This is a genomic window from Blastococcus sp. SYSU DS0753 (genome assembly GCF_054051175.1).
Genome location: NZ_JBJHAT010000001.1, coordinates 287863 through 312795, shown reverse-complemented (window position 1 = coordinate 312795; position 24933 = coordinate 287863). Strand labels below are relative to the sequence as shown.

The following is a 24933-nucleotide window of genomic DNA, read 5'->3' as shown; positions in this document are numbered from 1 at the left end:
GCCGTCCCGCTTCCGCGGCCGGCCACGGCTTTGACGCCGTCGCCGTCCAGCGGCTGCTGGCCGCTAGTGCCCAAGCCGGCTCACCCCGGACCAGTCGGTCCATGCCGAACCCCGCTCCCCCGGCCCACCCGGCTGCCCGCCGGCGCGCCGCTGAGACCTCCCCCCGCAGCGGCATCCGGCCCGGCTCGCCTCTCGGGACCGGCGACAGCACGAGGACGCCGCCCGTCACCGGGCGGCAGGCCTCCCCCGCCCTGACCGGTGTGCCGTCCTCGCGGACCGGGCTCAGTGCGCTACTGCGCGGTGCCGGTGAGCGTGCGCCCGACGATGCGCTCAACCTGGCCGCCGTCGCCTCCGGCGCCGGTCTCGCCGAGAGCCGTCTCCAGGTCGACCTGTTCGGCATCTGGGCTCAGTCGGCCGACATGGCTGCCGCCCGCAGCACCACGCTCATGCGCAGCCTGGACGCCAAGGGCCGGCTGCAGCTACCGGTCGACGCTGGCGCTGCCACCAAGCTCCCCGCCGAGCGCGACGGTGCTCCGGTCACCGTGTACCTGCCCGGCAGCTCCGAGCGGCCGCGGCCAAACCACGCCACCGCCGCCCTGCCATTGGACGCGCGCGGCCGGCTCACCATGACCGCCGGGGTCCGGCGGCAGGCCGGCATTCCCGACGGCGCCGACGTGCTCGCCGTCGTCGACCCCGACCGGCGCACCGTCACCCTCACCGCCGCCAGCCGCCTCTCCGCCGGCGTCACCGCGCTGCTCGACGGCCTCCGCCGTCCCGCCGCGGATGCTCCGACGGCGACGCCCACACCGCCGACATGCCCGGCCTCCCGTCGGCGCCTCGCACTGCGACCGGCGTGGACGTCGGGGCGGACGCCGACGCGCACCTCGACTTCACGATCCACAAGCAGACGCGAGCTGGGGCCCGCTAGGCATTCGAGTTCGAGGATCCACACCACCCGTCTGCCGTGCAGGGCCGCCAGGACATCCAGAAGAGCAGCGGGATGCGGGCATGCTGCTTGGCTTCGCTGCGCGCAGGCCGGCCCCGGGACACCGGTCAGATGACGGCGCGGCCCACTCGTGCCAGGACCTGACCGACGATGTCGCCAAGCGCATGAACCTGCTCTGGCGTCAAGGCGTCCATGACCAGGTCCCGAACCTGGCGCACGTGACCCGGCGCGTTTGCTGCCAGATGGCTGTACCCGTCATCGGTCAAGATTGCGTGCGTGTAGCGACCGTCGGCGGGATCGGGCTCCCGCCGGACGAACCCTCTGCCCTCCAGGCGCTTGACCAGATGCGAGAGTCGGGACAACGACGCGTTCGTCAACGCCGCGAGCTCACTCATCCGCATCGTGTGCTCCGGTCGTTCCGACAGCATCGCCAGCACGTGGTACTCGACGACGCTCAGCTGCGCGTCCCGCTGCAGTTGGCACTCGAGCGCCCAGGGGAGCTGGGTCATCAGGGTCATCAGCGAACGCCAGGTGGACTCCTCCTCCGCCGTCAGCCACCGGACGTCCTCCGCTGAGTCGGAGCCGGCCTCGGCGAGGGCCGCAGGCGGACAGGAGTCGGCACCCGGCAGTGGGTTCGTCTCGTCCACGACATCAGACTACCCGTCACTTGACCGTTCAAGTCACTCTCCATACGATGACGTTCACAGTTGAGCGTTCAAGTGATCGGAGGTCGTCATGACCCGGATCGGCATCATCCTCGGCAGTACCCGCCTCAACCGGAACGGCGAGCAGGTGGCCCGCTGGGTGCTCGACGTCGCCGCCCGCCGCGACGACGCCGAGTTCGAGCTTGTCGACCTACGCGACTACCCACTGCCGCATCTCGATGAGCCGCTGCCGCCGTCGCTGGGCCAGTACCAGGGCGAGCACACCCGGCGGTGGGCGGCGACGATCGCCTCCTTCGACGGGTTCGTCATCGTCACCCCGGAGTACAACCACGGCACCTCCGGCGTGTTGAAGAACGCCATCGACTACCTGTACGCCGAGTGGAACAACAAGGCGGTTGGCTTCGTCTCCTACGGCTCCGCCGGCGGCGGCCGCGCCGTCGAGCAACTGCGCCTGGTCGCCGGCGAGTTGCAGATGGCCGACGTCCGCCAGCAGGTGGCGCTGTCCATCATCACCGAGTTGGAGAACTTCTCGGAGTTCCAGCCGGGCGACTACAACGTTCCGGCGCTCACCACGCTGCTCGACCAAGTCGTGGCCTGGAGCATCGCACTCGCCCCGCTGCGCGCGGCCGCTAGCGCCGCCGCCGCGGCCTGACCTCACCATTCCGCGCCGACGCGGCCATCCCGAGAGGGACGCGGGCCGCCTGTCGGCGCTCACCCAACACGGAGGAACTTCATGAACATCGCCCTGTGGATCATCACCGCCCTGCTCGCCGCCGTCTTCCTCGCGGTGGGCCTGATGAAGCTCACCCAGCCTAAGCCGGCGCTGGTGGAGGCCGGCCAGGGCTGGGCTGAGGACGTGCCGGACACAGGCGTGAAGGCCATCGGCGCCCTGGAGGTCCTCGGCGCCCTCGGGCTCATCCTCCCGGCGCTCCTGGACACCGCCACCGTCCTGGTGCCGCTGGCCGCCGTCGGGCTTGCCATCCTCATGCTCGGCGCCGCCGTCACCCACGCCCGCCGGCGCGAGTACCCCAACATCTTGGCCAACGTCATCCTGGCCGCGCTCGCCATCTTCGTCGCCGTTCAGCGCTTCGGCGAGTACGCCTTCTGACCCGGCCCCCGAGGGCCTGACCCAGACCCCCGGTCGCGGTTCCCGACGCCGGTCCGCAGACCACCGCGGGTACACGCCGACCGAGGACGAGCGGGCCTCGCCAACACCCCGAGGGAGGTGCGCGCGGAACGAGCACGTGGACGGCTGAGATAGGACGCCCGGATGCCGCAACTCCGCATCGGCCAGTCCGACGCCGCCGACGCGCTACTCGATCGTGCGGATGGACCCGTGCCACACGAACGGGGGCACGTCGTCGGGCGGAGGGCAAGGTCGCTGGGTGCCAACTGGGACACGACGTCGAGGAGGAGCGCATGCGCGCTGTGTGGTACGACCGGCAGGGACCGGCCGCGGACGTCCTACAGGTCGGAGAGCTGCCCGACCTCGAGCCCGGTCCCGGCGAGGTCCGGGTGCGGGTGCGGTTCTCCGGGGTGAACCCCGGTGACACCAAGAAGCGCCGCGGCTGGCTGGGCTCCTCGATGCCCTTCCCGCGGGTGGTCCCGCACAGCGATGCCGCCGGGGTCGTCGACGCCGTCGGGAACGGGGTCGACCCGCGCCGGGTCGGCCGACGCGTGTGGGTGCACGGCGCGCAGTCCTACCGGCCGTTCGGCACCGCTGCGGAGTTCACCGTGGTGCCCGACGTCCTCGCTGTCGACCTGCCCGACGAGGTCCCCGACGAGCTGGGGGCCTGCCTCGGGATCCCCGGCATCACCGCACACCGCGCGGTGTTCGGCGACGGCCCCGTCACCGGCACGACCGTGCTCGTGCACGGCGTCCTCGGTGGGGTCGGCGGGCTGGCCGCCGCGCTGGCGACCTGGGGCGGTGCGACCGTCATCGGGACCGTCCGCAGCAGCGGTGACCTCGGCCGGGTCCCGGCGCGGACGGTGGCGCATGCCGTCGCCCTCGACGGTTCCGACCCCGTTGCCGCGATCCGAGATCACGCAGGCGGCGGCGTGGACCGCATCGTCGAGGTGTCCTTCTCCGACAACGCGGACCTCGACGCCGACGTCACCAAGGTCGGCACCGTCATCGCCGCCTACGGCACCCGGAAGGACCGGCCCGGGTTCGCGTTCTGGCCGCTGCTGTTCGACAACGTGACGATCCGCCTTCTCGGCAGCGACGACTTCCCCGCCGAGGCTAAGCGGCAGGCCGCCACCGACCTCACGACCGCGGCGCACGACGGCGCGCTCGCCGTGCCGATCGGGAGCCCGATGCCGCTCACCGCCGCGGCCGAGGCCCATGACCGGGTCGACGCCGGCACCCGCGAGCGCGTGCTGCTGGCGATCGAGGACTGACCGGGTCCCGGCGCCACCTCGGAACGGCGTCGTCCGGTCAGCCGGCCGAGGCGACCGGGTGGTTCGCGTCCTGAAGAGCGATGCCGCGGCTGATCACGTCATCGGCGTCCGCCTCGCCTAGCCCGGACTCCACCAGCAGGGCGCGCGTGTGCTGGCCGAGCGCCGGCACGTCGCCCATGCGTGCCTCGACGTCGGCGAAAGTCGCCGGCGGCAGCAGCGCCGGGATCTGGGCGTGCTCCGTCCCCACCGTGCGCCACCGGTCCCGGGCGCGAAGCTGGGCATGGGCGGCAACCTGGTCGAGCTGCTTGACCTGCGCCGCGGGCACGCCGGCCGCGGCGAGCCGGGCGTCGAGCAAGGCGGTGTCCCAGCCGACGGTCTGCGCCGCCACCGCGGCGTCGCACTCGGCACGGTTCCGCACACGGTCCACGTTGGTGAGGAACCGCGGGTCGTCTGCCAGCTCGGGTACGCCCAGCACCTCCCCCACCAGGGTGCGCCAGCCGCTGTCGTTCTGGACTCCGATGAGGACCTGGCCGTCCCGGGTCGGGTAGGCGTCGTAGGGCGCGATCGAGCTGTGGCTCAGCCCCATCCGCGGCGGCTGGCTGCCGGTGTGCATCTGCGTGTACAAGGCGTGGCCCATCCACTCGACCGTGGCCTCGAGCATCGAGACCTCGATGGTGGCGCCCTCCCCGGTCCGCCACCGGCGCAGCAGGGCCGCGAGGACGGCTTGCGCGCAGTACATGCCCGACGCGATGTCTGCGGTCGGGATACCGGTCTTGACCGGTGTCTCCGGGGTGCCCGTGATCGAGATCAACCCTGCCTCGGCCTGGATGAGCATGTCGTACGCCTTGCGCTGCTCCAGCGGCCCGCCGGCGCCGAACCCGGACAGCCCCGCGACCACCAGTTCCGGGTGGCCGGCGCGGAGTTCCTCGGCGCCCAACCCCAGCCGCTCCGCCGCACCGGGTGCCAGGTTCTGGACGAAGACGTCGGCGCGGTCGACGAGGCGCCGGACCACCGTGCGTCCCTCAGCTGTCTTGAGGTCGACGGCAAGGGACTCCTTGCCGCGGTTGAGCCAGACGAAGTGGGCACCGGTGCCATGAACCACGTGGTCGTAGCCACGGGCGAAATCCCCGCCGTCCACCCGTTCGACCTTGACGACCCGGGCACCGAGGTCGGCCAGGTTGCGGGTGGCCAGCGGTGCGGCCACCGCCTGCTCCAGGGTGACGACGGTGACGCCGTCGAGCGGTCGGGTCACGCAGCCCTCTCCCGCTCGGCGCGGACCAGCCCGCCGCCGATGATCAGGCGCTGGATCTCGCTGGTGCCCTCGTAGAGGCGGAGCAGGCGGACGTCCCGGTAGAGCCGCTCCACCGGGACCTCGCGCATGTACCCGCTGCCTCCGTGCACCTGCACCGCCAGGTCGGCAGCCCGGCCGGCCATCTCGGTGCAGAAGAGCTTGGCGGCCGACGGGGCGATGCGGCGGTCCACGCCGGTCACGTAGAGCCGGGCGGCCTCGCGGGCCAGCGTCCGCCCGGCGAGCACCCCCGTCTGCTGATCGGCGAGCATCGCCTGCACCAACTGGAAGTCGCCGATGGCCGTGCCGCCCTGGGTGGCCGTCGCGGCATAGGCCACCGACTCGTCCAGGGCGCGCTGAGCGCAGCCGACGGCCAGCCCGGCGACATGGACGCGGCCGCGGGCGAGCGAGGTCATCGCGGCGCGGTAGCCGGCCTCAGCGGCCCCGCCCACGAGCGCCTCGGGTCCGACGCGTACTCCGGTGAGGGTGACGTCCGCCGTGCGCGATCCCTCCTGCCCCATCTTCGCGTCCTTGACCCCGACCTCGACCCCCGGTGTCGTGGCCGGCACGAGGAACACCGCGATGCCGGTACCGGCCTCCGGAGCCGGTCGGACGCGGGCGAACACCACGAAGAGGTCCGCCTCCGTGGCGTTGGTGATGAACCGCTTGCTGCCGTCGATCACCCAGCTGTCGCCGTCGGCGGTCGCGGTGGTCCGCAGTCCAGCCGGATTGGACCCGGCGCCGGGCTCGGTCAGGGCGAACGAGGCGACGATCTCGCCCGCAGCGAGCCCCGGCAGCCACCGCGCCCGCTGCTCCTCCGTACCGAAGCCGACCAACACCTGGCCGGCGATCCCGTTGTTGGTGCCGAACATCGACCGGAACGACAGTGAGGTGTAGCCCAGCTCCATCGCGAGCTCGACGTCCTGCACGAGGTCCAGGCCGAGACCGCCCCACTCCTGCGGGATCGCGTAGCCGAACAGCCCCATGTCCGCCGCCTCGGCGCGGAGGTCCGGCGGGATGGCGTCCGAGGTCATGATCTCGTACTCGCGTGGCACGACGCGGGTCCGGACGAAGTCCTGTACCTGCTTGCGGACGTCGGCGAAGACGTCATCGGGGACATCGGGATTGCCGGTGTACATGGCGACCACCATGCACGGCGTCATCCTTACCGGTCCAATACCTAATGCGTCCTTCTGTGATACCTCTGTTGGCATAACAGCGAGCCGGGAGGGCGTATCCATGGACGTCGGGCAGTTGCGGTGCTTCCTGGCGGTGGCCGAGGAACTGCATTTCGGCCGCGCGGCCGAGCGGCTGCTCATGGCCCAGCCGCCGTTGAGTCGCACGATCAAACAGCTGGAACGGGAGCTGGGGTCGGTCCTCTTCGACCGGAACACCCGCACGGTTCGGCTCACGGCCAGCGGGCAGGCGCTGGTCGGACCTGCCCGCGAGGTGGTCGACGCCCTGCAGCGGGCAGCCACTGCCGTCCGGTCCGCCGACCACGGCGAGGTAGGAGTCGTGAGGATCGCCTTCGCCGGCGTCTCGACCCATCGGCTCGTCGCCCGCTTGGCCCGAGTCGTGCGGTCCCGACGGCCCGGGATCCAGTTGGAGCTGTCCAGCCAGAACTACGCGCAACCGGCGATGAAGAAGCTGCTCCAAGGCGAGACCGACCTGGCCCTGGGCCGCTGGGACGTCCTCCCCGCCGAGGTCGAGGCCCGAGTGGTGATGCCCGACTCCCTCGTCGTGGCCATGCCCGACACCCACGCGCTGGCAGGCATGCGCCGGGTCCCGATCGGGCACCTGGCCGGCGAGGCCTTCGTCTCCCTGCCCACGCACGAGGGCGCGGTCCTCCCTGACCGGCTGCGCCGGCTCACGCAGGAGGCCGGCTTCGTGCCCGACATCGTCCAGGTGGCCCCCGACACGCAGACAGCTCTCGCCCTGGTGAGCGCGGAGGTGGGCTGCCATCTGACGCTGGCCTCGGTCGCGGAGAACGACACCGACCCCCACGTGGTGTTCGTGCCGCTCACCGACCCTGCCGCTGACGTCGACCTGCGAGTCGCCTGGCGTCGCGCAGACACCAGCCCCGTCCTCAGCGCCGTCCTCGACGAGGTCCTCGCCCTCGACGCCGGGCCGGAGCACTGACCGGCCTCGTGCCGACGACCGGTCAGGTCAGGCTCTCGGGGTCGTCGAGGCCGTGCTGCCGCATCTTGCGGTACAGCGTGGTCCGGCCGATCCCCAGCAGCTCCGCCGCCTCGGACTTGTTGCCCGCGGACCGCTGCAGAGCGGAGACGATGGCCTCGCGCTCGGCACTCTCCATCAGCCCGAGGGTCCGGCCGGCACCCGGCCGCTGCAGCCGACGCGGCAGGTGGCGGCGTTCGATCACCGAGGCGGGGACGTCGCGCACCAGGGTCGCCACGGTCTCGACGAGCTCGGCGAGGTTGCCCGGCCAGCTCCACTGCACGAGGGCCTGCAGCGCTGCAGGTGACACGGTGTGCCGCCGCTGCGGGTCGGCCTCCTCGAGCAGGTCCCGGACCAGACCAGGGATGCGTTCCGGGGTCCGCGCCAGCGCCTGGGTGCGCGCCACGGGCTCCCGCTCGTCGATGATGGCCTGCAGCGCAGGCGGCGCGTCCTCGGCGGAGACCGTGAGCCACAGCGCCCCAGGGGACGACGCCGCCCGGAGGTCGGCCACCAACCGCACCAGCCGGGGGGCATCCCGGTCCGGCAGGTCCTCCACGCGCCTCAGCAGGACGTCCGTACCGCCGGACAGCCAACCGGTGACCTCGTCCCACGGCGGCGCTGCCGTCGGCGCCACCACGACCTCCCGGAGAACAGCGCTGCCCTCTGCCTGGGCCTGCAGGAGACGGACCCGGGTCGCCCGGCCGGATCCCCGCGGTCCCTCGACGACGGCCACGCCACCGCGGTCGTCCACTTCCTCCCGCACGGCGGCGGCCGTGCCGCCCCGCACCGGCACCGCCGCCAGCTCCGGGACGGGGACGACCTCGTCGAAGTGGGCGACGAAGTGCGCCCGAGGCCCATCGAGGACCCTCCGGGCGGTCACCTCGACCCCCGTGCCCTCGAGGGGGAACCGTGCCGGACGGCCGGACGACCAGTCGTGCGCGCTGAGCAGCTCCCACAGCACGACGCGGGATCCGACGTCGATGTAGGGCACCCCGGCGTTGTTCGCCAGCAACGACGCGCTGTCCATGACGACCGTCGGCCTGGACGAGTTCGCGTAGCGCATGAACGACATGGCTAGCGCTAGGTCCTCCGGTCGGGAAGCGGCACGCAGCCGCTCCTCGATCTGGCGTCCGATCTCCTGGGTGACGGTCAGCATCAGCGGGTTGGCGACCTCCAGCGGACCGCCGACGGAGACCGACCCGACGACCGCCCCGGTGGGAGCGCACACGGGCGCAGCGGCGCACGCGAGGGTCGCCAGCGCGTCGTTGTAGTGCTGGCTGCCCTCGATGTAGACCGCCCGCCGCTCGACCATCGAGGTGCCCAGCCCGTTGGTGCCGACCGACTCCTCCGAGTAGTCGAACCCCTCGGCGGCGTTGACCCGGTCCAGCTGGCGCCGCAGGCCGCTGTCACTGGCCCGCCGGGCCACGATGTTCCCCGCCCGGTCACTGAGGAACAGCGTCGTGCCGGTGCCCGTCAGCTGCTCCTGCCAGCGGTCGAGGACCGGGTCGGCGGCCCGTCGCAGGACGGAGTCCGCCTCGACCTCGCGGTAGCGCTGGGCCAGCGCCGCCGCCTGCACGCTGCCGCCGATGGAGCGGCGCCAGCTCCGCAGGACCAGGTCCGGCACCACGGCGGAGGCCGGGACGTCTCCCAGCAGGCCCGCTCGGATCAACTCCTCGCGCGCCTCACGCACCGGATCCGTCATCACACCTCCGCACTCCGGCAGCCATCGTCCGCATCAACCGACACAACTGATACCTGGCCGCCCGGCGATCATTGCGATCCCGGTATCGGCGCAGGTCGAGCCCCCGATAGCCGGTGTTTCACATGGAAACAACCAAGGCCCGCAGTGTGGTCCACACCATGGTGACCACACGTGAGGTGAGCCACACCCGGCCCCCACATCGCGACGACGCGAGGAGTACTACCCCATGGACCAGCGCGTTCCTGACCAGCTGCACGAACTCGACGCCGTCGTCGTCGGTCTCGGCTTCGGCGGCATCTACATGCTGCACCACCTCCGCAACGAGTTGGGCCTCGAGGTCGTGGGCATCGACAAGGCCGGCGGCGTCGGCGGCACGTGGTTCTGGAACAAGTACCCCGGCGCCCTCTCGGACTCCGAGAGCTTCGTCTACCAGTACTCCTTCGACCGGGAGCTCTTCGAGTCGACTCCCTGGACCACCAAGTTCGTCACCCAGCCGGAGATCCTCTCCTACCTCAACGGAGTCGTGGACCGGTACGACCTCCGGCGCAGCACGCGGCTCGAGACCGCGATGACCTCGGCCCGCTTCGACGAGGCCTCTGGCACCTGGACCGTGGAGACCGACCGCGGCGTCACCTACCGGTGCCGCTTCCTGATCACCGGGCTCGGCCTCCTGTCGGCGACCAACGTCCCCGACTTCCCCGGCATGGACACCTTCCAGGGCCGTGTCGTGCACACCGGCGCCTGGCCGGAGGACCTCGACCTCACCGGCAAGCGGGTCGGCGTCATCGGCAACGGCTCGACCGGCGGCCAGGTGATCACCGCGATCGCCCCAGTCGTGGGGCACCTGACGTCGTTCCAGCGCACCCCGCAGTACAGCGTGCCCGCGGGCAACCGGCAGCTGACCGCCGAGGAGCTCCAGGCCCAGCGGGAGCACTTCGAAGCCAAGTGGGACCAGGTGTGGAACTCCAACCTCGCCATGGGCTTCGTCGAGAGCAGTGCCGAGACGTTCGCCGTCCCGGTCGGTGAGCGGGAACGCGTCTACCAGCAGGTGTGGGAGGAAGGCGGCGGCTTCCGCTTCATGTTCGAGACCTTCGGCGACATCGCCACCGACCGGGCGGCCAACGAGGAGGCCGCGGCCTTCATCCGCCGCAAGATCGCCGAGATCGTCGAGGACCCCGAGACCGCCCGCAAGCTCACCCCGACCGACCTCTACGCCCGGCGCCCACTGTGCGACTCCGGCCTCTACGAGACCTTCAACCGGCCGAACGTGTCCCTGGTGCGGATCGACGAGACGCCGATCGCCCACCTCACGGAGAAGGGCATCGTCACCGAGGACGGCGTCCTCCACGAACTCGACGTCCTCATCCTGGCCACCGGCTTCGACGCCGTCGACGGCAACTACAAGCGGACCGAGATCCGTGGCCGGGACGGCGTCTTGCTGAAGGACCACTGGGCCGACGGCCCGACCAGCTACCTGGGGATGACCACCGCCGGCTTCCCGAACATGTTCATGATCCTCGGACCCAACGGCCCCTTCACCAACCTGCCGCCGTCGATCGAGACGCAGGTCCGGTGGATCGGACGGGCGGTGCAGCACCTGGCGGACGACCGCGGCGCCTGGATGGATGTCGCCCCGGAGACCGAGGCCCGCTGGACGGAGCTCTGCGCCGAGATCGCCGACCAGACGCTGTTCCCGCAGGCCGCCTCGTGGATCTTCGGCGCCAACATCCCCGGCAAGAAGCGGACCGTCATGTTCTACCTGGGTGGGCTCAAGCAGTACCGCGAGGTCATCGACGCGGAGGCCGAGGAGGGCTTCCCCGGCTTCCGCGTCAACGCCAACGGGCTCACCGCCGCCTGACGCCGCACACCGTCACGTCGTACCTGCCGGCCGGGGGACGCGCTCACCGCGCCCTCCGGCCGGCACACGTCTGCGAGCAGGGGACCCGGACCCCGCCACAGCCCGCCCTCACGGGCGGCCTCACGTCCGCCCGTGCCGCCGCGGCTGCCCCCGTCGGTGCGGGCGCGAGGCCGAGGTGGTCGCCTGCGACGTCCTCGCGGTGACCGGCGGGCCTCCTGCCGCAGCGGTACAGGAGACGTCCAGCGGCATGCCCGTGACCGGGGGACGTGCCCGTGCCCACGCGGACGGCCCAGTCCTCCCGGCGAGCCGCCCGGACCGGTGAGACCAGACCGAGACCCCGCGGCACCCCCGGCGACGGCACCGGCACCGACACGCCACGGCCGGCCGGGGTCCACGAGAGGACCCCGGCCGGCCCGGGTGTGCGAGGGGAACTACTTCAGCAGGCGGATGGCGTGGTCCTCGACGTACTCGGACAGACCGGCCGTGCCGAACTCCCGGCCGATGCCGCTCTGCTTCACGCCCCCGAAGGGCATCCGCAGGTCCAGCGACTCGAACGAATGGGTGTTGATGAAGGTGCTCCCCGCCTCGATGCGCCGCGCCATCGCGAAGCCGCGGTCGGGATCGCTGGTCCACACCGACGAGCCCAGACCCCACTCGCTGTCGTTCGCCCAGGCGATGACCTGCTCCTCGTCGTCGTAGGCGATCAGCGGGACGACGGAGCCGAACTGCTCCTCGCAGGAGACCGGGTCGGCATGCTCCACGTCGCGCACGACGTACGGGAGCATGTAGTAGCCGTTGTCCCAGGACGACGGGTCGAGCTTGCGGCCGAGCTCCACCAGGGTGGCCGAGGAGTTGCGGGTCCGGTCGAGGAGATCCTGGACCTTCTTGAACTGGGCCTCGTTGTTGAGCGGGCCGAAGCTCGCCTGCGGGTCGAGGCCGTGGCCGACCGCGTACTCGTCGACGCGTGCGCAGAAGGCGTCGGCGAACCGCGCGTACATGGCGCGCGGAACGTAGATCCGCTTGACGGCGAAGCAGATCTGTCCGGTGCGGGTGTAGACGCCCTTGAGCATCCGCTCGATCGTGGTGTCGAGGTCGGCGTCGTCGAGCACGATCGCCGGGTCGTTGCCACCCAGCTCGAGCGTGACGTTCTTGATCGTCGACGCGGTTGACTCGAGGACCTTCGTGGCAGTCGCCGTGCCACCGGTGAACCCGACCTTGCGCACCAGCGGGTGCCGGGTGAGCGCCGAGCCGACATCGCCCTCCCCGTGCACCACGTTGAGCACCCCCGGAGGCAACTGGGCAGCGATCTTCTCCAGCGCCAGGGTCAGCGCGGCCGGGGCGAACGGCGACGGCTTGAGCACGAGGGTGTTGCCGGTGCCGAGCGCCGGCGCCAGCTTCATCATCGTCAGGACCACCGGCATGTTCCACGGCACGATCGCCGCCGCCACGCCCCGCGGCACCTTCTCGTTGCTGATGGTGCTCTGCTCGTCGTCGAACCGGACCGGCTCGAAGAAGTCCTCGAGCAGGCTCGCGGTGTGCTGCAACACCCCGGTTCCCAGCCCGAAGTCGGTCTGCGACTCCCACAGCACCCCGCCGTGCTCGCGGACGAGCAGCGGTGCCAGCTCCTCAGCGCTGCCGATGAGGACGTCCGCGGCGGCCAGCAGCTTCTGCGCCCGCTCGGCCACGGGGGTGTCCCGCCAGCCGGGGAACGCCGCGTGGGCGGCGCGGACTGCGCGGTCGACGTCGTCGGCGTTGCCCACGGCGACCTCGGCGACGACGTCGTCGAGGCGTCCCGGGTCGTAGATCGCGCGAACGTCGGAGGCCGACGTCTCCCCGCCGATGAGGTGGCTGATCCGGGGCACGGCGGTCTGGGTCATGGGGTGTGTTCCCTTCGGGGGTCCGGGCGGTCAGCCGGCCGCTCCGAGAGGGACGGGAGCGCACCGGTGCGCATGTTGCCTGCCGGGGACCAGCGTGGTGACGCACGTCGCATGTGTCAAGAGCCGGTCGGTCGGCGACTGCATGACACTTGTTGGGCGAGAGGGTTCGCCTACGTCAGGCGTCGCGCCGGCCCCGGACCTCCGCGAGGAAGGCGTCCGCCGGTCCGGCGAGCGCCTCGTGGGCGGCGACGAAGAGCTCGTGCGCCCGCTGCCCGGGCCAGGCCTCCGGGAGGAGCTCGGCCGGCAGGTCGGGGTCCCTGAACGGGAAGTGCCGGTAGTCGGAGACGAGCTCGATCCGCAACCGCAGCGCCTCGGCCCCGGACATCGAACCGAGATGGCTGGCAGGTGGCAACGCCTCCAGGCGGGCGACGAAGTCGCGGTAGTCCCGACCGAGGGCCTGCAGGTCCCAGCAGCGCTCGACCATGTCCAGGTCCGCCCCTCTCCCGCGGGAGCGGCAGGTCAGCAGGTCCAGCCGCGCCGTCGTGCCCTCGAGGGACTTCTCGACCTCGTCGAGTCGCTCGTGCGGGCTCACCCAGGTGGCTGTCGCCAGGGGTCCGAAACCCAGCCAGGACAGGGTCCGGCGCAGTCGCTCCCGCTCGGCGCGGTCCTGCTCGGGAACGGCGTAGATGACCATGCGCCACAGGCCGTCCCAGGGCCCGTGCGCGCGCTCGAAGATCCTGGTGCGGCCCTCGTCCAGCAGTCGCCACGCCTTGTCGGTCAGGCAGTAGACGACCTGACGACCCTCGCGACGGGTGTCGAACCACCCCTCCTTGCGCATGCGCGCGAGAACGATCCGCGCAGTCGGCTCTCCGATGTCGAACACCTCGAGCAGGTCGACCAGAGTCTGGGTCCGGGCCTCGCCGCCGTGGTAGCGGAGGTGGTCACCGAAGAGGTCGAAGACGACCGATCGCGGCTTCATCCAGCTCCCGTCCATCCGCTCCCGGGCGACCTGGACGGACGCCCCCGGGTCGATTCTGCGACCTCCCGTCCCCCACGTCGCCACCGACACCGCCGAGGTGCCCCCTCGGGGGCACCTGGGGATGCGCGCCGCGACGAACTTGTGTCATCAACTTGACGATCGACACTGCAATGACAGACATTGTCATCGGCGGAGGGCGCGAGTCGGCCTTCCTCGCCCACGGAGGAGCCCGCCCCGCGCCGTCGTGCACCGGCCGCCTCCGCCACACCACCCGACCCGGACCTGTGAGGACGACGATGTCCCGTTCCCCGGCCACGACGACCACCCGATCCGCCGGACAGCGCAGCCCCCTCTTCGTGGTGCTCATCTGCTTCGTCACCATCGTGTTCGACGGGTACGACCTGGTCGTCTACGGCACGACGGTCCCTGCGCTCCTCGCCTACGAGCCCTGGGGCGTGACCCCGCGTCAGGCGGGTGCCATCGGCAGCTACGCCCTGATCGGCATGCTCATCGGAGCACTCCTCTCCGGCGCGCTCACCGACGTGCTGGGCCGCCGCAAGGTCATGCTCGCCTCCGTCACCTGGTTCTCGGTGGCCATGGCCCTCACTGCCGCAGCGCCCAACGCCGAGATCTTCGGGTTCCTGCGCTTCGTGGCAGGACTGGGCCTCGGCGGTGTGGTGCCCACCGCCATCGCACTCACCGTCGAGTACTCGCCGAAGGACCGCCGCCAGCTCAACAACGCCCTCATGTACAGCGGCTACTCCGTCGGCGGGATCTTCGCCGCCCTGGCCGGACTGGCCCTGCTGCCGGAGACGGACTTCCGGGTCATGTACGCGCTGGGCGCGCTCCCGCTCGTGGTCGTCCTCCCGGTCGCCTGGCGGTACCTCCCCGAGTCGATCACCTTCCTCATGTCGAAAGGTCGCCACGAGGAAGCGCGTGAGCTCGCGGCGAGGTACGGGATCGTGCTCGACGACGTCCCCCCGGCGGCCGCTCCGCAGGGCACGTCGACGGACCGTCTGGCACCCGTCCGCACCCTCTTCGCCCGCCGCTACCTGGCGGCGACGCTGCTCTTCGCCGCCGCGAGCTTCTGCGGGTTGCTGCTGGTCTACGGCTTGAACACGTGGCTGCCGCAGATCATGCGGGAGGCCGGCTACGAGCTGGGCAGCTCGCTGGCCTTCCTGCTGGTGCTCAACGCCGGCGCCATCGTCGGTGCGATCGGCGCCTCGCGGCTGGCCGACCGGATCGGCTCGAAGCCGGTCACCGTGATGGCCTTCGGCGCGGCGACCGTGTCGATCCTGCTGCTGTCCATCGACCTGCCGACCGCACTGCTGTTCCTGCTCGTCGCCATCGCCGGCCTGGGCAGCGTCGGGACCCAGATCCTCGTCAACGGCTACGTCGCGACGCACTACCCGGACACCAGCCGGGCCACCGCGCTGGGCTGGTCCCTCGGGGTCGGGCGGATCGGCGCCGTCCTCGGTCCCGTGCTCGGCGGCCTCGTCGTGGGCAGCTCGCTCGGTTTCCAGTGGAACTTCTACCTCTTCGCGGCCTTCGCCGTCGTCGGCGCACTGCTCATCGCGAGCGTGCCGCGGCGGCCCGTCGTGCCTGCCGCCGCGGACCGCCCGGGTGAGCCGGTCGAGGCCCTGCCGTGACCCCAGGGACGAGCCCGGCGGGCGTTGCCCACGCCACACCGAACCTGTCAGCATCGACGTCAGGCGACACGGAAATGACACACCGACGTACTCGGGGGGCCGGCATGCGCATCGCGGTCGTGGGCGGCGGGCCGGGAGGGCTGTTCGCCGCCACCCTGGCGAAGACCGGTGACCCGGCCCGCGAGGTCACCGTCTTCGAGCGCAACCGCGCCCAGGACACCTTCGGCTTCGGGGTCGTCTTCTCCGACGCGACGCTTGAACGGATCCACGAGGCCGACCCCGTGTTGCGGACGGCACTGACCGAGCACGGGGTCCACTGGGACCCCATCGAGGTGCGCCTGCACGGCGAGCGCTTCCGCTGCCACGGCAACGGCATGGCGGCCGTCGAGCGCCGGACCCTGCTGCGGGTGATGCAGGAGCACGCGGTCGAGGCCGGTGTGGACGTCCGCTTCTCCACGGAGGTGGATCCCGACGAGCTCCTGACCGCCGGCTACGACCTCGTCGTGGCGGCCGACGGCGCGAACTCCCGGCTGCGCGGACTGTTCGACGACGTCTTCCAGCCCACCGCGGAGACCGCCACCGCCAAGTTCATCTGGCTGGGGACGACGTACCCCTTCGAGGGGCTCACCTTCGTCCACGAACGCGGGGAGCACGGCGTCTTCGCCGTCCACGGCTATCCCATCGGCAACGGCGTCTCGACGTTCATCGTGGAGACCGACGAGACCTCCTGGAGGGCTGCCGGGCTCGACGAGTTCGACGTCACCCAGCCTCCCGGTGCCAGCGACGAGAAGACCAAGGAGTACCTCCAGCAGTTGTTCGCCGATCAGATCGACGGGCACCCGTTGCTGGTCAACAACTCACGATGGGGCAACTTCCGGACCCGGCGTGCGCGGCGCTGGCGGCACCGAGTCGGGGGCACTGCCGTCGCGCTGCTCGGGGACTCCGCGCACACCGCGCACTTCTCGGTCGGCTCCGGCACCAAGATGGCGATGGAGGACGCCGTCGCCCTGGCCGCCGCGCTGGATGAGCACGGAGACGACGTCGATGCAGCGCTGGCGTCCTACGAGGCGGTCCGGCAGCCGCAGGTCGCCAAGATCCAAGGGTCGGCCCGGCCCAGCCTGTCGTGGTGGGAGACCTTCGGCCGGTCGCACGACACGCTGCCCCCCTGGCAGTTCGCCTACCACTTCTTCACCCGCAGCCTGCCCGAGTCGAAGCTGCGCCGGCGGGACGACGCGTTCGTCACCTCGGTGCACGAGCGCTGGCACCAGGTGCACGGCGCCCCACCGCTGGAGAGCCCGATCGAGGTGGCCGGGCGGCGCCTCCCCGGTCGGCGGGTCCGGGTGAGCGAGGGCCGGGTCCACCTCCCCGACGGCGACCTGCTGCTGCGCCCCGAGCCAGCCGGCGACCGCACCCCCTGGGCGCTGGCGGTGACCGCGCCCGACACCGAGGACCTGCTCCCGCCCGTGCTCGACGCCGTGGCCAAGGCCGCCGCGGACGGCACCGCGCTGGTCGCCGTCTCCGCTGGCACCGCGCTCACCCGCCGCCTGCTGTGCGAGGCCGCACGACTGGAGCACAGCACGGTGGCCCTGCTGGTCGAGGACGTCGACCCCTCGCTCGCCGACGACATAGCGGTCACCGCGGTGCTCTCCGGCCGCACCGATCTGGTGGCCATCCCGACCGAGGAGACGACCGCGTGACCGACCTCCAGCCGCTGTTCGCCCCCCGCGGGATCGCGGTGATCGGCGCCTCCCGCGACCCCGGCAAACTCGGCGCGGTCATGGCCAGGTCGCTCGCCCGCTTCCCGGGGACGGTCGTCGGGGTCAACGCCCGCGACGCCGATCCCTCGGCAGGGCGGTTCGCCACCGTCGCCGAGGCCGCCGACGCCTCACCCGACCCGATCGACCTCGCCGTCCTCTGCGTGCCAGCAGCCGTGTCTGCGCGCGCGCTGGCGGACGCAGCAGAGGCCGGGGTCCGGGCGGCGCTGGTCTGCTCGGGCGGCTACGCGGAGGCCGGTGGCCCGGGGATCGGGCACCAGGAGGAGCTGGTGAGCGCGGCCCGGGCCGGCGGCGTCGCACTGCTCGGCCCCAACACCTCCGGCTTCCTGGTCCCCGCTCGAGGGTTGACCGCTTCCTTCGTCCCTGGGGTGGCAACGGTTCCCGCCGGTCCCGTCTCGGTCGTCGCCGCCAGCGGTGGCGTCAACCACGCCCTGACCTTCCTGCTCGCCGAGGCCGACGTCGGCGTGTCGCTCGCCGTCGGCCTCGGCAACGCGGCCGGCGTCACGGCCGCAGACGTCCTGACCCACCTGGCCGGGGACGACGACACCCGGGCCGTGGCGCTGCACGTCGAGTCGGTGACCGACGGCCCGTCCCTGGTGGCCGCCGTCGGCGCCGCGACCGCCCGCGTCCCCGTGGTCGCCCTCGTCGTCGGGCGCAACGACGTCGCCGAGTTCGCCCGCTCGCACACCGGCGCCCTGGCGACGTCCTGGCGCACCACGCGGGCGGCGCTGCGGTCCGCCGGCGCGGTCCTGGTCGACGACGAGCGGCAGCTCGTCGACGCGGTGGCGGCCCTGTCGGCCGTCCGGCTGCCGGCCTCCGCGGAGCCCGGCGTCGGTGTGGTCACCGCCCAGGCCGGACCGGGACTCATCCACGTCGACGGGCTCCGCGGCCGCCAGGTGTCGGTCCCTCCGCTGTCCGGGGACACGCGGTCGGCCCTCGCGGAGCTGCTGCCGCCGTTGACGTACCAGGCCAACCCGGTCGACACCGGGCGACCGGACCCGGCCTTCGGGCGTGTGCTGGCCGCCACCGCCGCCGATCCCTCGGTCGACCTGGTCAGCGTCTACGCGCTCTCGGAGCCCGACGTCCTCGACCTCCCGGCCGCTGTGGAGGAGATCGGCGCCGCGCCGGTCGTCGTGGGTCTGGGTGGGCCGCCCGAGCAGGTCGTGCCACAGCGGCAGGCACTGCGCAAGCTCGGCGTGCCTGCTGTCGACGGTCCCACCGCGCTCACCGTCGCGGTCACCGCGCTGGTCGACGACGCCCGGGCCCGCGCGCGGGCCGGGTCCACGCTCGCCCCCGTCGCGGTGCCGGTCGACCTGCTCGGCGAGAGCCTCGCGGCGGACCTCGACGAGGACGAGGCCAAGACCCTCCTGGGCCGACTCGGCATCACCACTCCCCCGCGGCGGGCCTGCGCCGACCGCGCCGCGGCGCACCGGGCGCTCGCCGAGCTGCCGGGGCCGCTGGCGGTCAAGCTGCTCGACGCCGCGGTCACGCACAAGTCCGACGTGGGCGGCGTCCATCTGGGTGTCCGGGACGCCGCCGCACTCGACGCGGCGCTCGACGCGCTGGAGTCGATCGGCGCGAGCCGGTTCCTCGTCGAGTCGATGGCGCCCGCCGGCGTCGACCTCATCGTGGGGGCGTCGCGGGACCCGGTCTTCGGGCCGGTCGTACTGGTCGGGCTCGGCGGGGTCGTGGCCGAGGCGCTGGCCGACGTCGCGGTCGCTCCCGCCCCGCTGAGCGCCGGAGAGGCCGGCGCCCTCGCCGACGAGCTGGCCGGACGGGTGCTGCTGGACGGGTTCCGCGGCGGGCCGGTCGCCGACCGCAGCGCGCTGGGGGCGGTCCTCGCCGCGCTCGGCGACCTGCTCGTCACCCACCCGGAGATCGAGGACGTCGAGGTGAACCCGTTGCGCGCCACCGCGGACGGGCTCCTCGCCCTCGACGCCGTCCTCACCCTGGGCACGCACATCGAGGGCAAGGAGGCCCGTCCATGACGCCCACTCGCACCGTCACCCCGATCGCCGAGGGCACCGTCCCGTGGCCGGAGGAGGCCGTCCGGGAGTACACCGAACGGGGCTGGTGGCGGGGTGTCGCGCTCGGCGAGGACCTCCGTGCCGCCGCCGACGCCTCCCCGGACGCAGTGGCACTGGTCGACGGGGACGTCCGGCTGACCTACCGGTCGCTGCTGGACCGCGCCGACGCGCTGGCCAGCCGGCTGGTCGACGACCTCGGCCTGGTCCGCGAGGACCGGATCGTCGTGCAGCTGCCCAACTGCTGGGAGTTCGTCGTCCTCACCCTGGCGTGCCTGCGGGCCGGGATCGTGCCGGTCATGGCGCTGCCGGCGCACCGGCGGCACGAGCTGTCCTACCTCGTCGCGCACAGCGAGGCCGCCGCGATCGCCGTGCCGGCCACCCTGCGCGGCTTCGACCACGCCGAGATGGCCGAGGAGCTGCTCGCCGGGTCGTCCACCCTCGAGCAGGTGCTCGTCGTCGGCGGCGCCTCGCGCAGCGGCCACGTCGACCTCACCGCGATCAGCTCCGAGCCGGCCGACCCCGTGGCCACGCGGGCACGCTGGGACGCCGACCAGCCCGCGAGCCGGTCGGTCGCCGTCTTCCTGCTCTCGGGCGGGACCACGGGACTGCCCAAGCTCATCGCCCGGACCCATGACGACTACGCCTACAACGCCCGGGCCAGCGCGGAGCTGTGCGGGTTCGGGCCCGAGACGGTGTACCTGGTGACCCTGCCGGCATCGCACAACTTCCCGCTGGCCTGTCCGGGGATCCTCGGGGCGCTGCTCGCCGGCGGCCGGGTGGTCATGCTTCCCTCGCCGGAGCCCGAGCGGGCCTTCGCCGCCGTCGCGGCCCAGGGCGTCACCGTAACCGCCGCGGTTCCAGCGGTGGCCCAGCGGTGGCTCGCCCACGCGGTCGAGCACGGCGCCGAGCAGATCCAGAGCCTGCAGCTGCTGCAGGTCGGTGGTGCTCGGCTCGCCGACGAGCTGGCCCGCACCGTGCGCCCGGTCCTGGGCTGCACCCTCCAGCAGGTGTTCGGGATGGCCGAAGGGCTCCTCAACTTCACGCGCCTGGACGACCCCGACGACATCGTCTGCACCACCCAGGGGCGTCCGATGAGCGCGGGGGACGAGGTCCGGGTCGTCGACGAGCTCGACGAGGACGTGCCCGACGGCACGCCGGGCACGCTGCTGACGCGTGGGCCGTACACGCCCCGCGGCTACTACCGCGCGGCCGAGCAGAACGCCCGCGCCTTCACCCCCGACGGCTGGTACCGCAGCGGCGACATCGTCCGCCGCCGTCCCGACGGGAACCTCGTCGTCGAAGGCAGGGACAAGGACATGATCAACCGCGGCGGCGAGAAGATCAGCGCCGAGGAGGTCGAGAACCTGGCCTACCAGCTGCCGCAGGTAGCCCATGTCGCCGCCGTCGCGATGCCGGATGCCGTGCTGGGCGAGCGTGTCTGCCTGTTCGCGGTCCTGAAGCCCGGCGCCACGCTCAGCCTCGAGGACGTCCGGCAGTCGATGGCCGCGGCCGGCGTCGCCACCTACAAGTGGCCTGAACACCTCGAGATCGTCGCCGAACTCCGCACGACCAAGGTCGGGAAGATCGACAAGAAGGCGCTGCGCGAGGACATCGCCCAGCGTCTCACCGCACGAGAGGACGCCCTGTCATGACCCAGCAGTTGACCTCACCGGTCTCGCTGACCGCCGTAGACTCCCCGGACCAGCCGACCCCCACCCCGGAACTCGAGCAGCTGTACCGCGGGTTCGAGCAGGAGTTGCTGGTCCCGCTGTGGACCGAGATCGGCGACCTCATGCCGCTGCACCCGCGGTCGCGTGCCGTCCCGCACGTGTGGCGGTGGCAGAACCTGCTGCAGCTGGCCGACCAGGCCGGCCACCTCGTCCCGGTCGGTCGCGGTGGCGAGCGCCGGGCCATCGCGCTGGCCAACCCGGCCCTCGGGGGCAAGCCCTACGCCACCCCGACGCTGTGGGCAGCGATCCAGTACCTGATGCCCGGCGAGGACGCCCCGGAGCACCGGCACACCCAGCACGCGTTCCGGTTCGTCGTCGAGGGTGAGGGCGTGTGGACCGTCGTCGGCCGGGACCCCGTGCCGATGAACCGTGGCGACTTCCTGCCGCAGGCCGGGTGGAACTGGCACGCTCACCACAACGCCGCCAACCGGCCGATGGCCTGGATCGACGGGCTGGACATCCCGTTCCAGTACAACACGGAGTCGCAGTTCTTCGAGTTCGGCCGCGACCAGATCTCCGAGCAGGAGAGGACCACGCCCGAGCGGTCCCGCTCCCAGCGCCTCTGGGGGCACCCGGGTCTGCGTCCGGTGTCCGCGCCAGGTGCACTGCCCGGCACCCCCCTGCTCAACTACCGCTGGGTCGACACCGACGCCGCCCTGACCGACCAGCTGGAGCTCGAGGGCGACGGCGCCCCCGGCGTCGTGGAGCCCGGTCACGCCGCTGTCCGGTACACCAATCCGACCACCGGCGGCGACGTCCTGCCGACCATCCGGGCCGAGATGCACCGCATCCGCCGGGGCACCGAGACCGCACCGCGCCGCGAGGCCGGCTCGTCCGTCTACCAGGTCTTCGACGGGACCGGCACGGTCACCGTCGGGGACGCATCCTGGCGGGTCGAGCGCGGCGACCTGTTCGTCGTGCCCTCGTGGCAGCCGCTGTCCGTGCACTCGGAGGCGGGTACGTCCGACTCCGACTCCGGCGCCCTCGACCTCTTCCGGTTCAGCGACACGCCCATCTTCGAGGCCCTGCACCTCGACCGCGTGGCGGTGGACCGGTGAGGCTGGCAACCGTCCGAACCCTCGACGGCGCCACACGCGCCGTGCGGGTCGAGGACGAGCACCTGGTCGACCTCGGGGTTGCCGACCTCGGCGAGTTCCTGGCCTCGCCTGGCTGGGAAGACCGGGCAGCGGGGGCCACCGAGCCCGCCGCCCACCTGCGCGGGGCGGCCTTCGCCCCGGTCATCCCGCGCCCAGGGAAGATCGTGTGCGTCGGGTTGAACTACCGGAACCACATCCTCGAGATGGGCCGGGACCTGCCCGAGTACCCCACGCTGTTCAGCAAGTACGCCGACACGCTGGTCGGGGCCAACGACGACATCGTCAAACCGCCGGAGACCGAGGCCTTCGACTGGGAGTGCGAACTGGCCGTCGTCATCGGCTCCCCGGTCCGGCGGGCGCGTGGAGCCGACGCCGAGCGGGCCATCGCCGGCTTCGCGGTGCTCAACGACGTCACCTGCCGCGACTGGCAGTTCCGCACCCGGGAGTGGCTGCAGGGCAAGAACTGGGAGACGACCACTCCCCTGGGCCCCTACCTGGTCACCCCCGACGAGCTACCCGGAGGAGTACGGCCCACGCTGGAGATCAGCACCAGGATCGACGGCGAGACGGTGCAGAAGGACACCACCGGCGACCTGCTCTTCGACCCGGTGGCCCTGGTCGAGTACGTCTCCACCATGGGAACCCTGCGTCCGGGCGACGTGATCGCCACCGGCACGCCCGGCGGTGTCGGGCACGCCCGCAAGCCCGCTCGCTACCTCGAGGTGGGACAGCACCTGACCACCGAGATCAGCGGCCTGGGCCGGTGCGAGAACCGAGTCGTCGCCGACGCCACCGCATGACGGCCGGCCGCGACCTCGCCGCCGGCCGGCGGTGGGTGGCCCAGGGCACCGAGGGCTTCCTCGCAGCCCTGGACCGCATGGAGGACGACGCTCTGTCGGGCGCCACCGACCTCCCGGGCTGGACCGGCCGGCACCTGGTGGCCCACGTGGCCGCCAACGCCGAGGCGCTGCTCAATCTCGCGCACTGGGCCGCCACCGGCGAGGAGACCCCGATGTACTCGTCGCCGCAGCAGCGGGACCGCGACATCCAGGCCGGCGCCCAGCGACCGGCTGATGAGCTGCGCCGGTGGGCGCACGACTCAGCGGCCCGCCTCGCTGCGGCGCTGGACGGACTGACCGACGAGCAGTGGTCCCGCCCTGTGCGCACCGCCCAGGGACGCACGGTGCCGGCGAGCGAGATCCCGTGGCTGCGGGCGCGCGAGGTCATGCTGCACACCGTCGACCTCGACCCGACGGCAACCGTCGCCGCACTGCCGGAGGACTTCCTCCGCGCGCTGGTCGAGGACGCCGTCGCGCGGCGCTCGACCGGCGACCAGCCGGCGTTCCGCCTGTCGATCGACGACAGCGGGGACACCTGGGAGGTCCCTGGACCCGGCGCACCCAGCGACGTGCGCGGACCTCTGGCCGCCGTCGCCGCCTACCTCACCGGCCGGCCAGGAGCTGCGGTGCGGTCGCCGTCCGGGGTCGTCCCCGACCTCCCTGCCTGGCTCTGACGGCCGCTGCGGACGGTCTTGCCGACCCCAAGTGGCATGTGTCACTGTGGCGCGACCCGTCGCGCTAGTGACAAGCGAAGCCCTCAGACCCCCTTCATCGCTCTCGAGGAGAGACCCATGACCACGATCACCGCCGCCGTCGTCCGCGAGCAGGGGTCGCCCCTGACCCTCGAGCAGCTCGAGCTCGACGACATCCGCGACGACGAGGTCCGCGTGCGGATGGTGGCCACCGGGATCTGCCACACCGACGCGATCGTGCGCGACGGCGTCTACCCGACGCCGCTGCCCGCGGTGCTCGGCCATGAGGGGGCAGGCGTCGTCGAGGCCGTCGGGAGCACCGTCACCACCGTGCGCCCCGGCGACCACGTGGTGCTCTCCGCGGCCTACTGCACCCACTGCAAGGAGTGCCGGGCCGGGCGGATGGCGTACTGCGAGAACCTCTTCGCGGAGGACTTCGGCGGCCGCCGCACCGACGGCTCGACGGCGCTCACGGACACGGACGGGAACGCGATCTCCTCCCACTTCTTCGGGCAGTCCTCGTTCGGCACCTACGCCAACGTGGCTGAGAGCAGCGTGATCCCGGTGCCGGCCGATGTCCCCCTGGAAGTGCTGGCTCCCCTGGGCTGCGGGATGCAGACCGGTGCCGGGTCGGTGCTCAACGAGCTCCGCCCGCCCGCCGGCTCGTCCTTCGCCGTCACCGGCGCCGGCGCTGTGGGGCTGGCCGCGGTCATGGCCGCCGTGGTCGCCGGCTGCACGACGATCATCGCGGCCGACCTCCACGACTCCCGACTGGATCTGGCGAAGGACCTGGGTGCCACGCACACCATCAACAGCCGCACCTCCGACCTGACCGAGGCACTGATGGAGGCCACCGGCGGCCGGGGCGTCGACTACGTCCTCGACACCACCGCCATCCCCTCGGTGCTCACCGGAGCCGCCGGCGCCCTGGCGATCCGCGGCACTCTCGCCCTCGTCGGGGCCGGCAAGCCGGGGACGACGGCCCCATTCGAGATCGGCCTCTCGCTGGTCAAGGGCTGGACCTTCAAGACCATCGTCCAGGGCAGCTCGGTGCCGCAGGTGTTCATCCCGCGGCTCGTCGAGCTGTACCGCCAGGGCCGCTTCCCGATGGACAAGCTGGTCAAGCACTACCGGCACGAGGAGATCAACACCGCGTTCGACGACTCCGAGTCGGGCGCGACGGTCAAGCCCGTCGTCGTCTACTGACCGGACGCCGCGGCGGTGCGCGGTGCGA

The 24933-nt window shown here is 72.3% G+C and carries 20 protein-coding genes; 14 read left to right on the top strand and 6 right to left on the bottom strand.

Features of this window, described 5'->3' with window-relative positions; all coding sequences use genetic code 11:
* Positions 1 to 260: 260 nt before the first annotated feature.
* Positions 261 to 1061: a hypothetical protein gene (locus ACI799_RS01470; protein WP_456612229.1), complete on the top strand. Its 801-nt coding sequence runs from the start codon at positions 261 to 263 to the stop codon at positions 1059 to 1061.
* Here the strand turns inward: ACI799_RS01470 and ACI799_RS01465 are convergent.
* Positions 1054 to 1593, bottom strand: a complete 540-nt coding sequence (locus ACI799_RS01465) for a MarR family winged helix-turn-helix transcriptional regulator (RefSeq protein ID WP_456612228.1) — start codon at positions 1591 to 1593, stop codon at positions 1054 to 1056. The genes ACI799_RS01470 and ACI799_RS01465 overlap by 8 nt on opposite strands.
* 88 nt (positions 1594 to 1681) lie before the next feature.
* On the opposite strand from ACI799_RS01465, the gene ACI799_RS01460 reads away from it, so the two are divergent.
* The 3 genes from ACI799_RS01460 to ACI799_RS01450 all read left to right on the top strand — a co-directional run bounded on the left by ACI799_RS01460 (position 1682) and on the right by ACI799_RS01450 (position 4011).
* Positions 1682 to 2263, top strand: coding sequence for an NADPH-dependent FMN reductase (locus ACI799_RS01460; protein WP_456612227.1), 582 nt, complete (start codon positions 1682 to 1684; stop codon positions 2261 to 2263).
* Between the two features lie 81 nt (positions 2264 to 2344).
* Positions 2345 to 2719, top strand: a complete 375-nt coding sequence (locus ACI799_RS01455) for a DoxX family protein (protein WP_456612226.1) — start codon at positions 2345 to 2347, stop codon at positions 2717 to 2719.
* A gap of 311 nt (positions 2720 to 3030) precedes the next feature.
* The gene (locus ACI799_RS01450; RefSeq protein WP_456612225.1) at positions 3031 to 4011 is read left to right on the top strand and encodes an NADPH:quinone reductase; all 981 of its coding nucleotides are present in this window, start codon (positions 3031 to 3033) and stop codon (positions 4009 to 4011) included.
* Positions 4012 to 4048: 37 nt separating this feature from the next.
* Here ACI799_RS01450 and ACI799_RS01445 read toward each other — a convergent pair whose 3' ends face one another.
* Together ACI799_RS01445 and ACI799_RS01440 are read right to left on the bottom strand one after the other, a co-directional pair.
* On the bottom strand, positions 4049 to 5263 hold the full coding sequence (locus ACI799_RS01445; RefSeq protein ID WP_456612224.1) for a CaiB/BaiF CoA transferase family protein: 1215 nt from the start codon (positions 5261 to 5263) through the stop codon (positions 4049 to 4051).
* Positions 5260 to 6450: an acyl-CoA dehydrogenase family protein gene (locus ACI799_RS01440; protein WP_456612223.1), complete on the bottom strand. Its 1191-nt coding sequence runs from the start codon at positions 6448 to 6450 to the stop codon at positions 5260 to 5262. Before ACI799_RS01440 ends, ACI799_RS01445 begins: the two co-directional genes overlap by 4 nt.
* 88 nt (positions 6451 to 6538) lie before the next feature.
* On the opposite strand from ACI799_RS01440, the gene ACI799_RS01435 reads away from it, so the two are divergent.
* Positions 6539 to 7438 carry a LysR substrate-binding domain-containing protein gene (locus ACI799_RS01435; protein WP_456612222.1) on the top strand — a complete coding sequence of 300 codons (900 nt, stop codon included), beginning with the start codon at positions 6539 to 6541 and terminating at the stop codon, positions 7436 to 7438.
* Positions 7439 to 7460: 22 nt separating this feature from the next.
* Here the strand turns inward: ACI799_RS01435 and ACI799_RS01430 are convergent, their stop codons facing one another.
* Entirely contained in the window at positions 7461 to 9176 is a 1716-nt protein-coding gene (locus ACI799_RS01430; protein ID WP_456612221.1) for a helix-turn-helix domain-containing protein, read from the bottom strand.
* Positions 9177 to 9402: 226 nt separating this feature from the next.
* Between ACI799_RS01430 and ACI799_RS01425 the strand changes: the two genes are divergently transcribed.
* The gene (locus ACI799_RS01425) at positions 9403 to 11034 is read left to right on the top strand and encodes a flavin-containing monooxygenase (RefSeq protein ID WP_456612220.1); all 1632 of its coding nucleotides are present in this window, start codon (positions 9403 to 9405) and stop codon (positions 11032 to 11034) included.
* A 431-nt stretch (positions 11035 to 11465) separates the two neighbouring features.
* Here ACI799_RS01425 and ACI799_RS01420 read toward each other — a convergent pair whose 3' ends face one another.
* A complete protein-coding gene (locus ACI799_RS01420) occupies positions 11466 to 12911 on the bottom strand; it encodes an aldehyde dehydrogenase family protein (RefSeq protein WP_456612219.1) in 1446 nt (481 codons plus the stop codon).
* A gap of 175 nt (positions 12912 to 13086) precedes the next feature.
* Entirely contained in the window at positions 13087 to 13890 is an 804-nt protein-coding gene (locus tag ACI799_RS01415) for a PaaX family transcriptional regulator (RefSeq protein ID WP_456612218.1), read from the bottom strand.
* Positions 13891 to 14186: 296 nt separating this feature from the next.
* On the opposite strand from ACI799_RS01415, the gene ACI799_RS01410 reads away from it, so the two are divergent.
* The 8 genes from ACI799_RS01410 to ACI799_RS01375 all read left to right on the top strand — a co-directional run bounded on the left by ACI799_RS01410 (position 14187) and on the right by ACI799_RS01375 (position 24905).
* Positions 14187 to 15539, top strand: a complete 1353-nt coding sequence (locus ACI799_RS01410) for an MFS transporter (protein WP_456612217.1) — start codon at positions 14187 to 14189, stop codon at positions 15537 to 15539.
* A 104-nt stretch (positions 15540 to 15643) separates the two neighbouring features.
* Positions 15644 to 17236 (top strand): FAD-dependent monooxygenase, encoded by a 1593-nt coding sequence (locus tag ACI799_RS01405; RefSeq protein WP_456612216.1) that lies wholly within the window; start codon positions 15644 to 15646, stop codon positions 17234 to 17236.
* A complete protein-coding gene (locus tag ACI799_RS01400) occupies positions 17233 to 19302 on the top strand; it encodes an acetate--CoA ligase family protein (protein WP_456612215.1) in 2070 nt (689 codons plus the stop codon). The genes ACI799_RS01405 and ACI799_RS01400 overlap by 4 nt, the downstream gene beginning before the upstream one ends.
* Positions 19299 to 20993 (top strand): (2,3-dihydroxybenzoyl)adenylate synthase, encoded by a 1695-nt coding sequence (locus tag ACI799_RS01395; protein WP_456612214.1) that lies wholly within the window; start codon positions 19299 to 19301, stop codon positions 20991 to 20993. Before ACI799_RS01400 ends, ACI799_RS01395 begins: the two co-directional genes overlap by 4 nt.
* On the top strand, positions 20990 to 22129 hold the full coding sequence (locus ACI799_RS01390; RefSeq protein ID WP_456612213.1) for a cupin domain-containing protein: 1140 nt from the start codon (positions 20990 to 20992) through the stop codon (positions 22127 to 22129). The genes ACI799_RS01395 and ACI799_RS01390 overlap by 4 nt, the downstream gene beginning before the upstream one ends.
* Positions 22126 to 22968, top strand: a complete 843-nt coding sequence (locus ACI799_RS01385; RefSeq protein WP_456612212.1) for a fumarylacetoacetate hydrolase family protein — start codon at positions 22126 to 22128, stop codon at positions 22966 to 22968. Before ACI799_RS01390 ends, ACI799_RS01385 begins: the two co-directional genes overlap by 4 nt.
* Positions 22965 to 23681, top strand: coding sequence for a maleylpyruvate isomerase family mycothiol-dependent enzyme (locus ACI799_RS01380; RefSeq protein WP_456612211.1), 717 nt, complete (start codon positions 22965 to 22967; stop codon positions 23679 to 23681). Before ACI799_RS01385 ends, ACI799_RS01380 begins: the two co-directional genes overlap by 4 nt.
* A gap of 117 nt (positions 23682 to 23798) precedes the next feature.
* Positions 23799 to 24905, top strand: a complete 1107-nt coding sequence (locus ACI799_RS01375; RefSeq protein WP_456612210.1) for an NAD(P)-dependent alcohol dehydrogenase — start codon at positions 23799 to 23801, stop codon at positions 24903 to 24905.
* The last annotated feature ends 28 nt before the right edge of the window (positions 24906 to 24933 follow it).

Bases quoted from the DNA above. Each gene is read 5' to 3' on its own strand.
- ACI799_RS01410 (WP_456612217.1), top strand. From the start codon at position 14,187: ATGTCCCGTTCCCCGGCCACGACGACCACCCGATCCGCCGGACAGCGC.
- ACI799_RS01390 (WP_456612213.1), top strand. From the start codon at position 20,990: ATGACCCAGCAGTTGACCTCACCGGTCTCGCTGACCGCCGTAGACTCC.
- ACI799_RS01455 (WP_456612226.1), top strand. From the start codon at position 2,345: ATGAACATCGCCCTGTGGATCATCACCGCCCTGCTCGCCGCCGTCTTC.
- ACI799_RS01395 (WP_456612214.1), top strand. From the start codon at position 19,299: ATGACGCCCACTCGCACCGTCACCCCGATCGCCGAGGGCACCGTCCCG.
- ACI799_RS01415 (WP_456612218.1), bottom strand. From the start codon at position 13,890: ATGAAGCCGCGATCGGTCGTCTTCGACCTCTTCGGTGACCACCTCCGC.
- ACI799_RS01435 (WP_456612222.1), top strand. From the start codon at position 6,539: ATGGACGTCGGGCAGTTGCGGTGCTTCCTGGCGGTGGCCGAGGAACTG.
- ACI799_RS01440 (WP_456612223.1), bottom strand. From the start codon at position 6,450: ATGGTGGTCGCCATGTACACCGGCAATCCCGATGTCCCCGATGACGTC.
- ACI799_RS01375 (WP_456612210.1), top strand. From the start codon at position 23,799: ATGACCACGATCACCGCCGCCGTCGTCCGCGAGCAGGGGTCGCCCCTG.
- ACI799_RS01460 (WP_456612227.1), top strand. From the start codon at position 1,682: ATGACCCGGATCGGCATCATCCTCGGCAGTACCCGCCTCAACCGGAAC.
- ACI799_RS01430 (WP_456612221.1), bottom strand. From the start codon at position 9,176: ATGACGGATCCGGTGCGTGAGGCGCGCGAGGAGTTGATCCGAGCGGGC.
- ACI799_RS01425 (WP_456612220.1), top strand. From the start codon at position 9,403: ATGGACCAGCGCGTTCCTGACCAGCTGCACGAACTCGACGCCGTCGTC.
- ACI799_RS01380 (WP_456612211.1), top strand. From the start codon at position 22,965: ATGACGGCCGGCCGCGACCTCGCCGCCGGCCGGCGGTGGGTGGCCCAG.
- ACI799_RS01420 (WP_456612219.1), bottom strand. From the start codon at position 12,911: ATGACCCAGACCGCCGTGCCCCGGATCAGCCACCTCATCGGCGGGGAG.
- ACI799_RS01405 (WP_456612216.1), top strand. From the start codon at position 15,644: ATGCGCATCGCGGTCGTGGGCGGCGGGCCGGGAGGGCTGTTCGCCGCC.
- ACI799_RS01450 (WP_456612225.1), top strand. From the start codon at position 3,031: ATGCGCGCTGTGTGGTACGACCGGCAGGGACCGGCCGCGGACGTCCTA.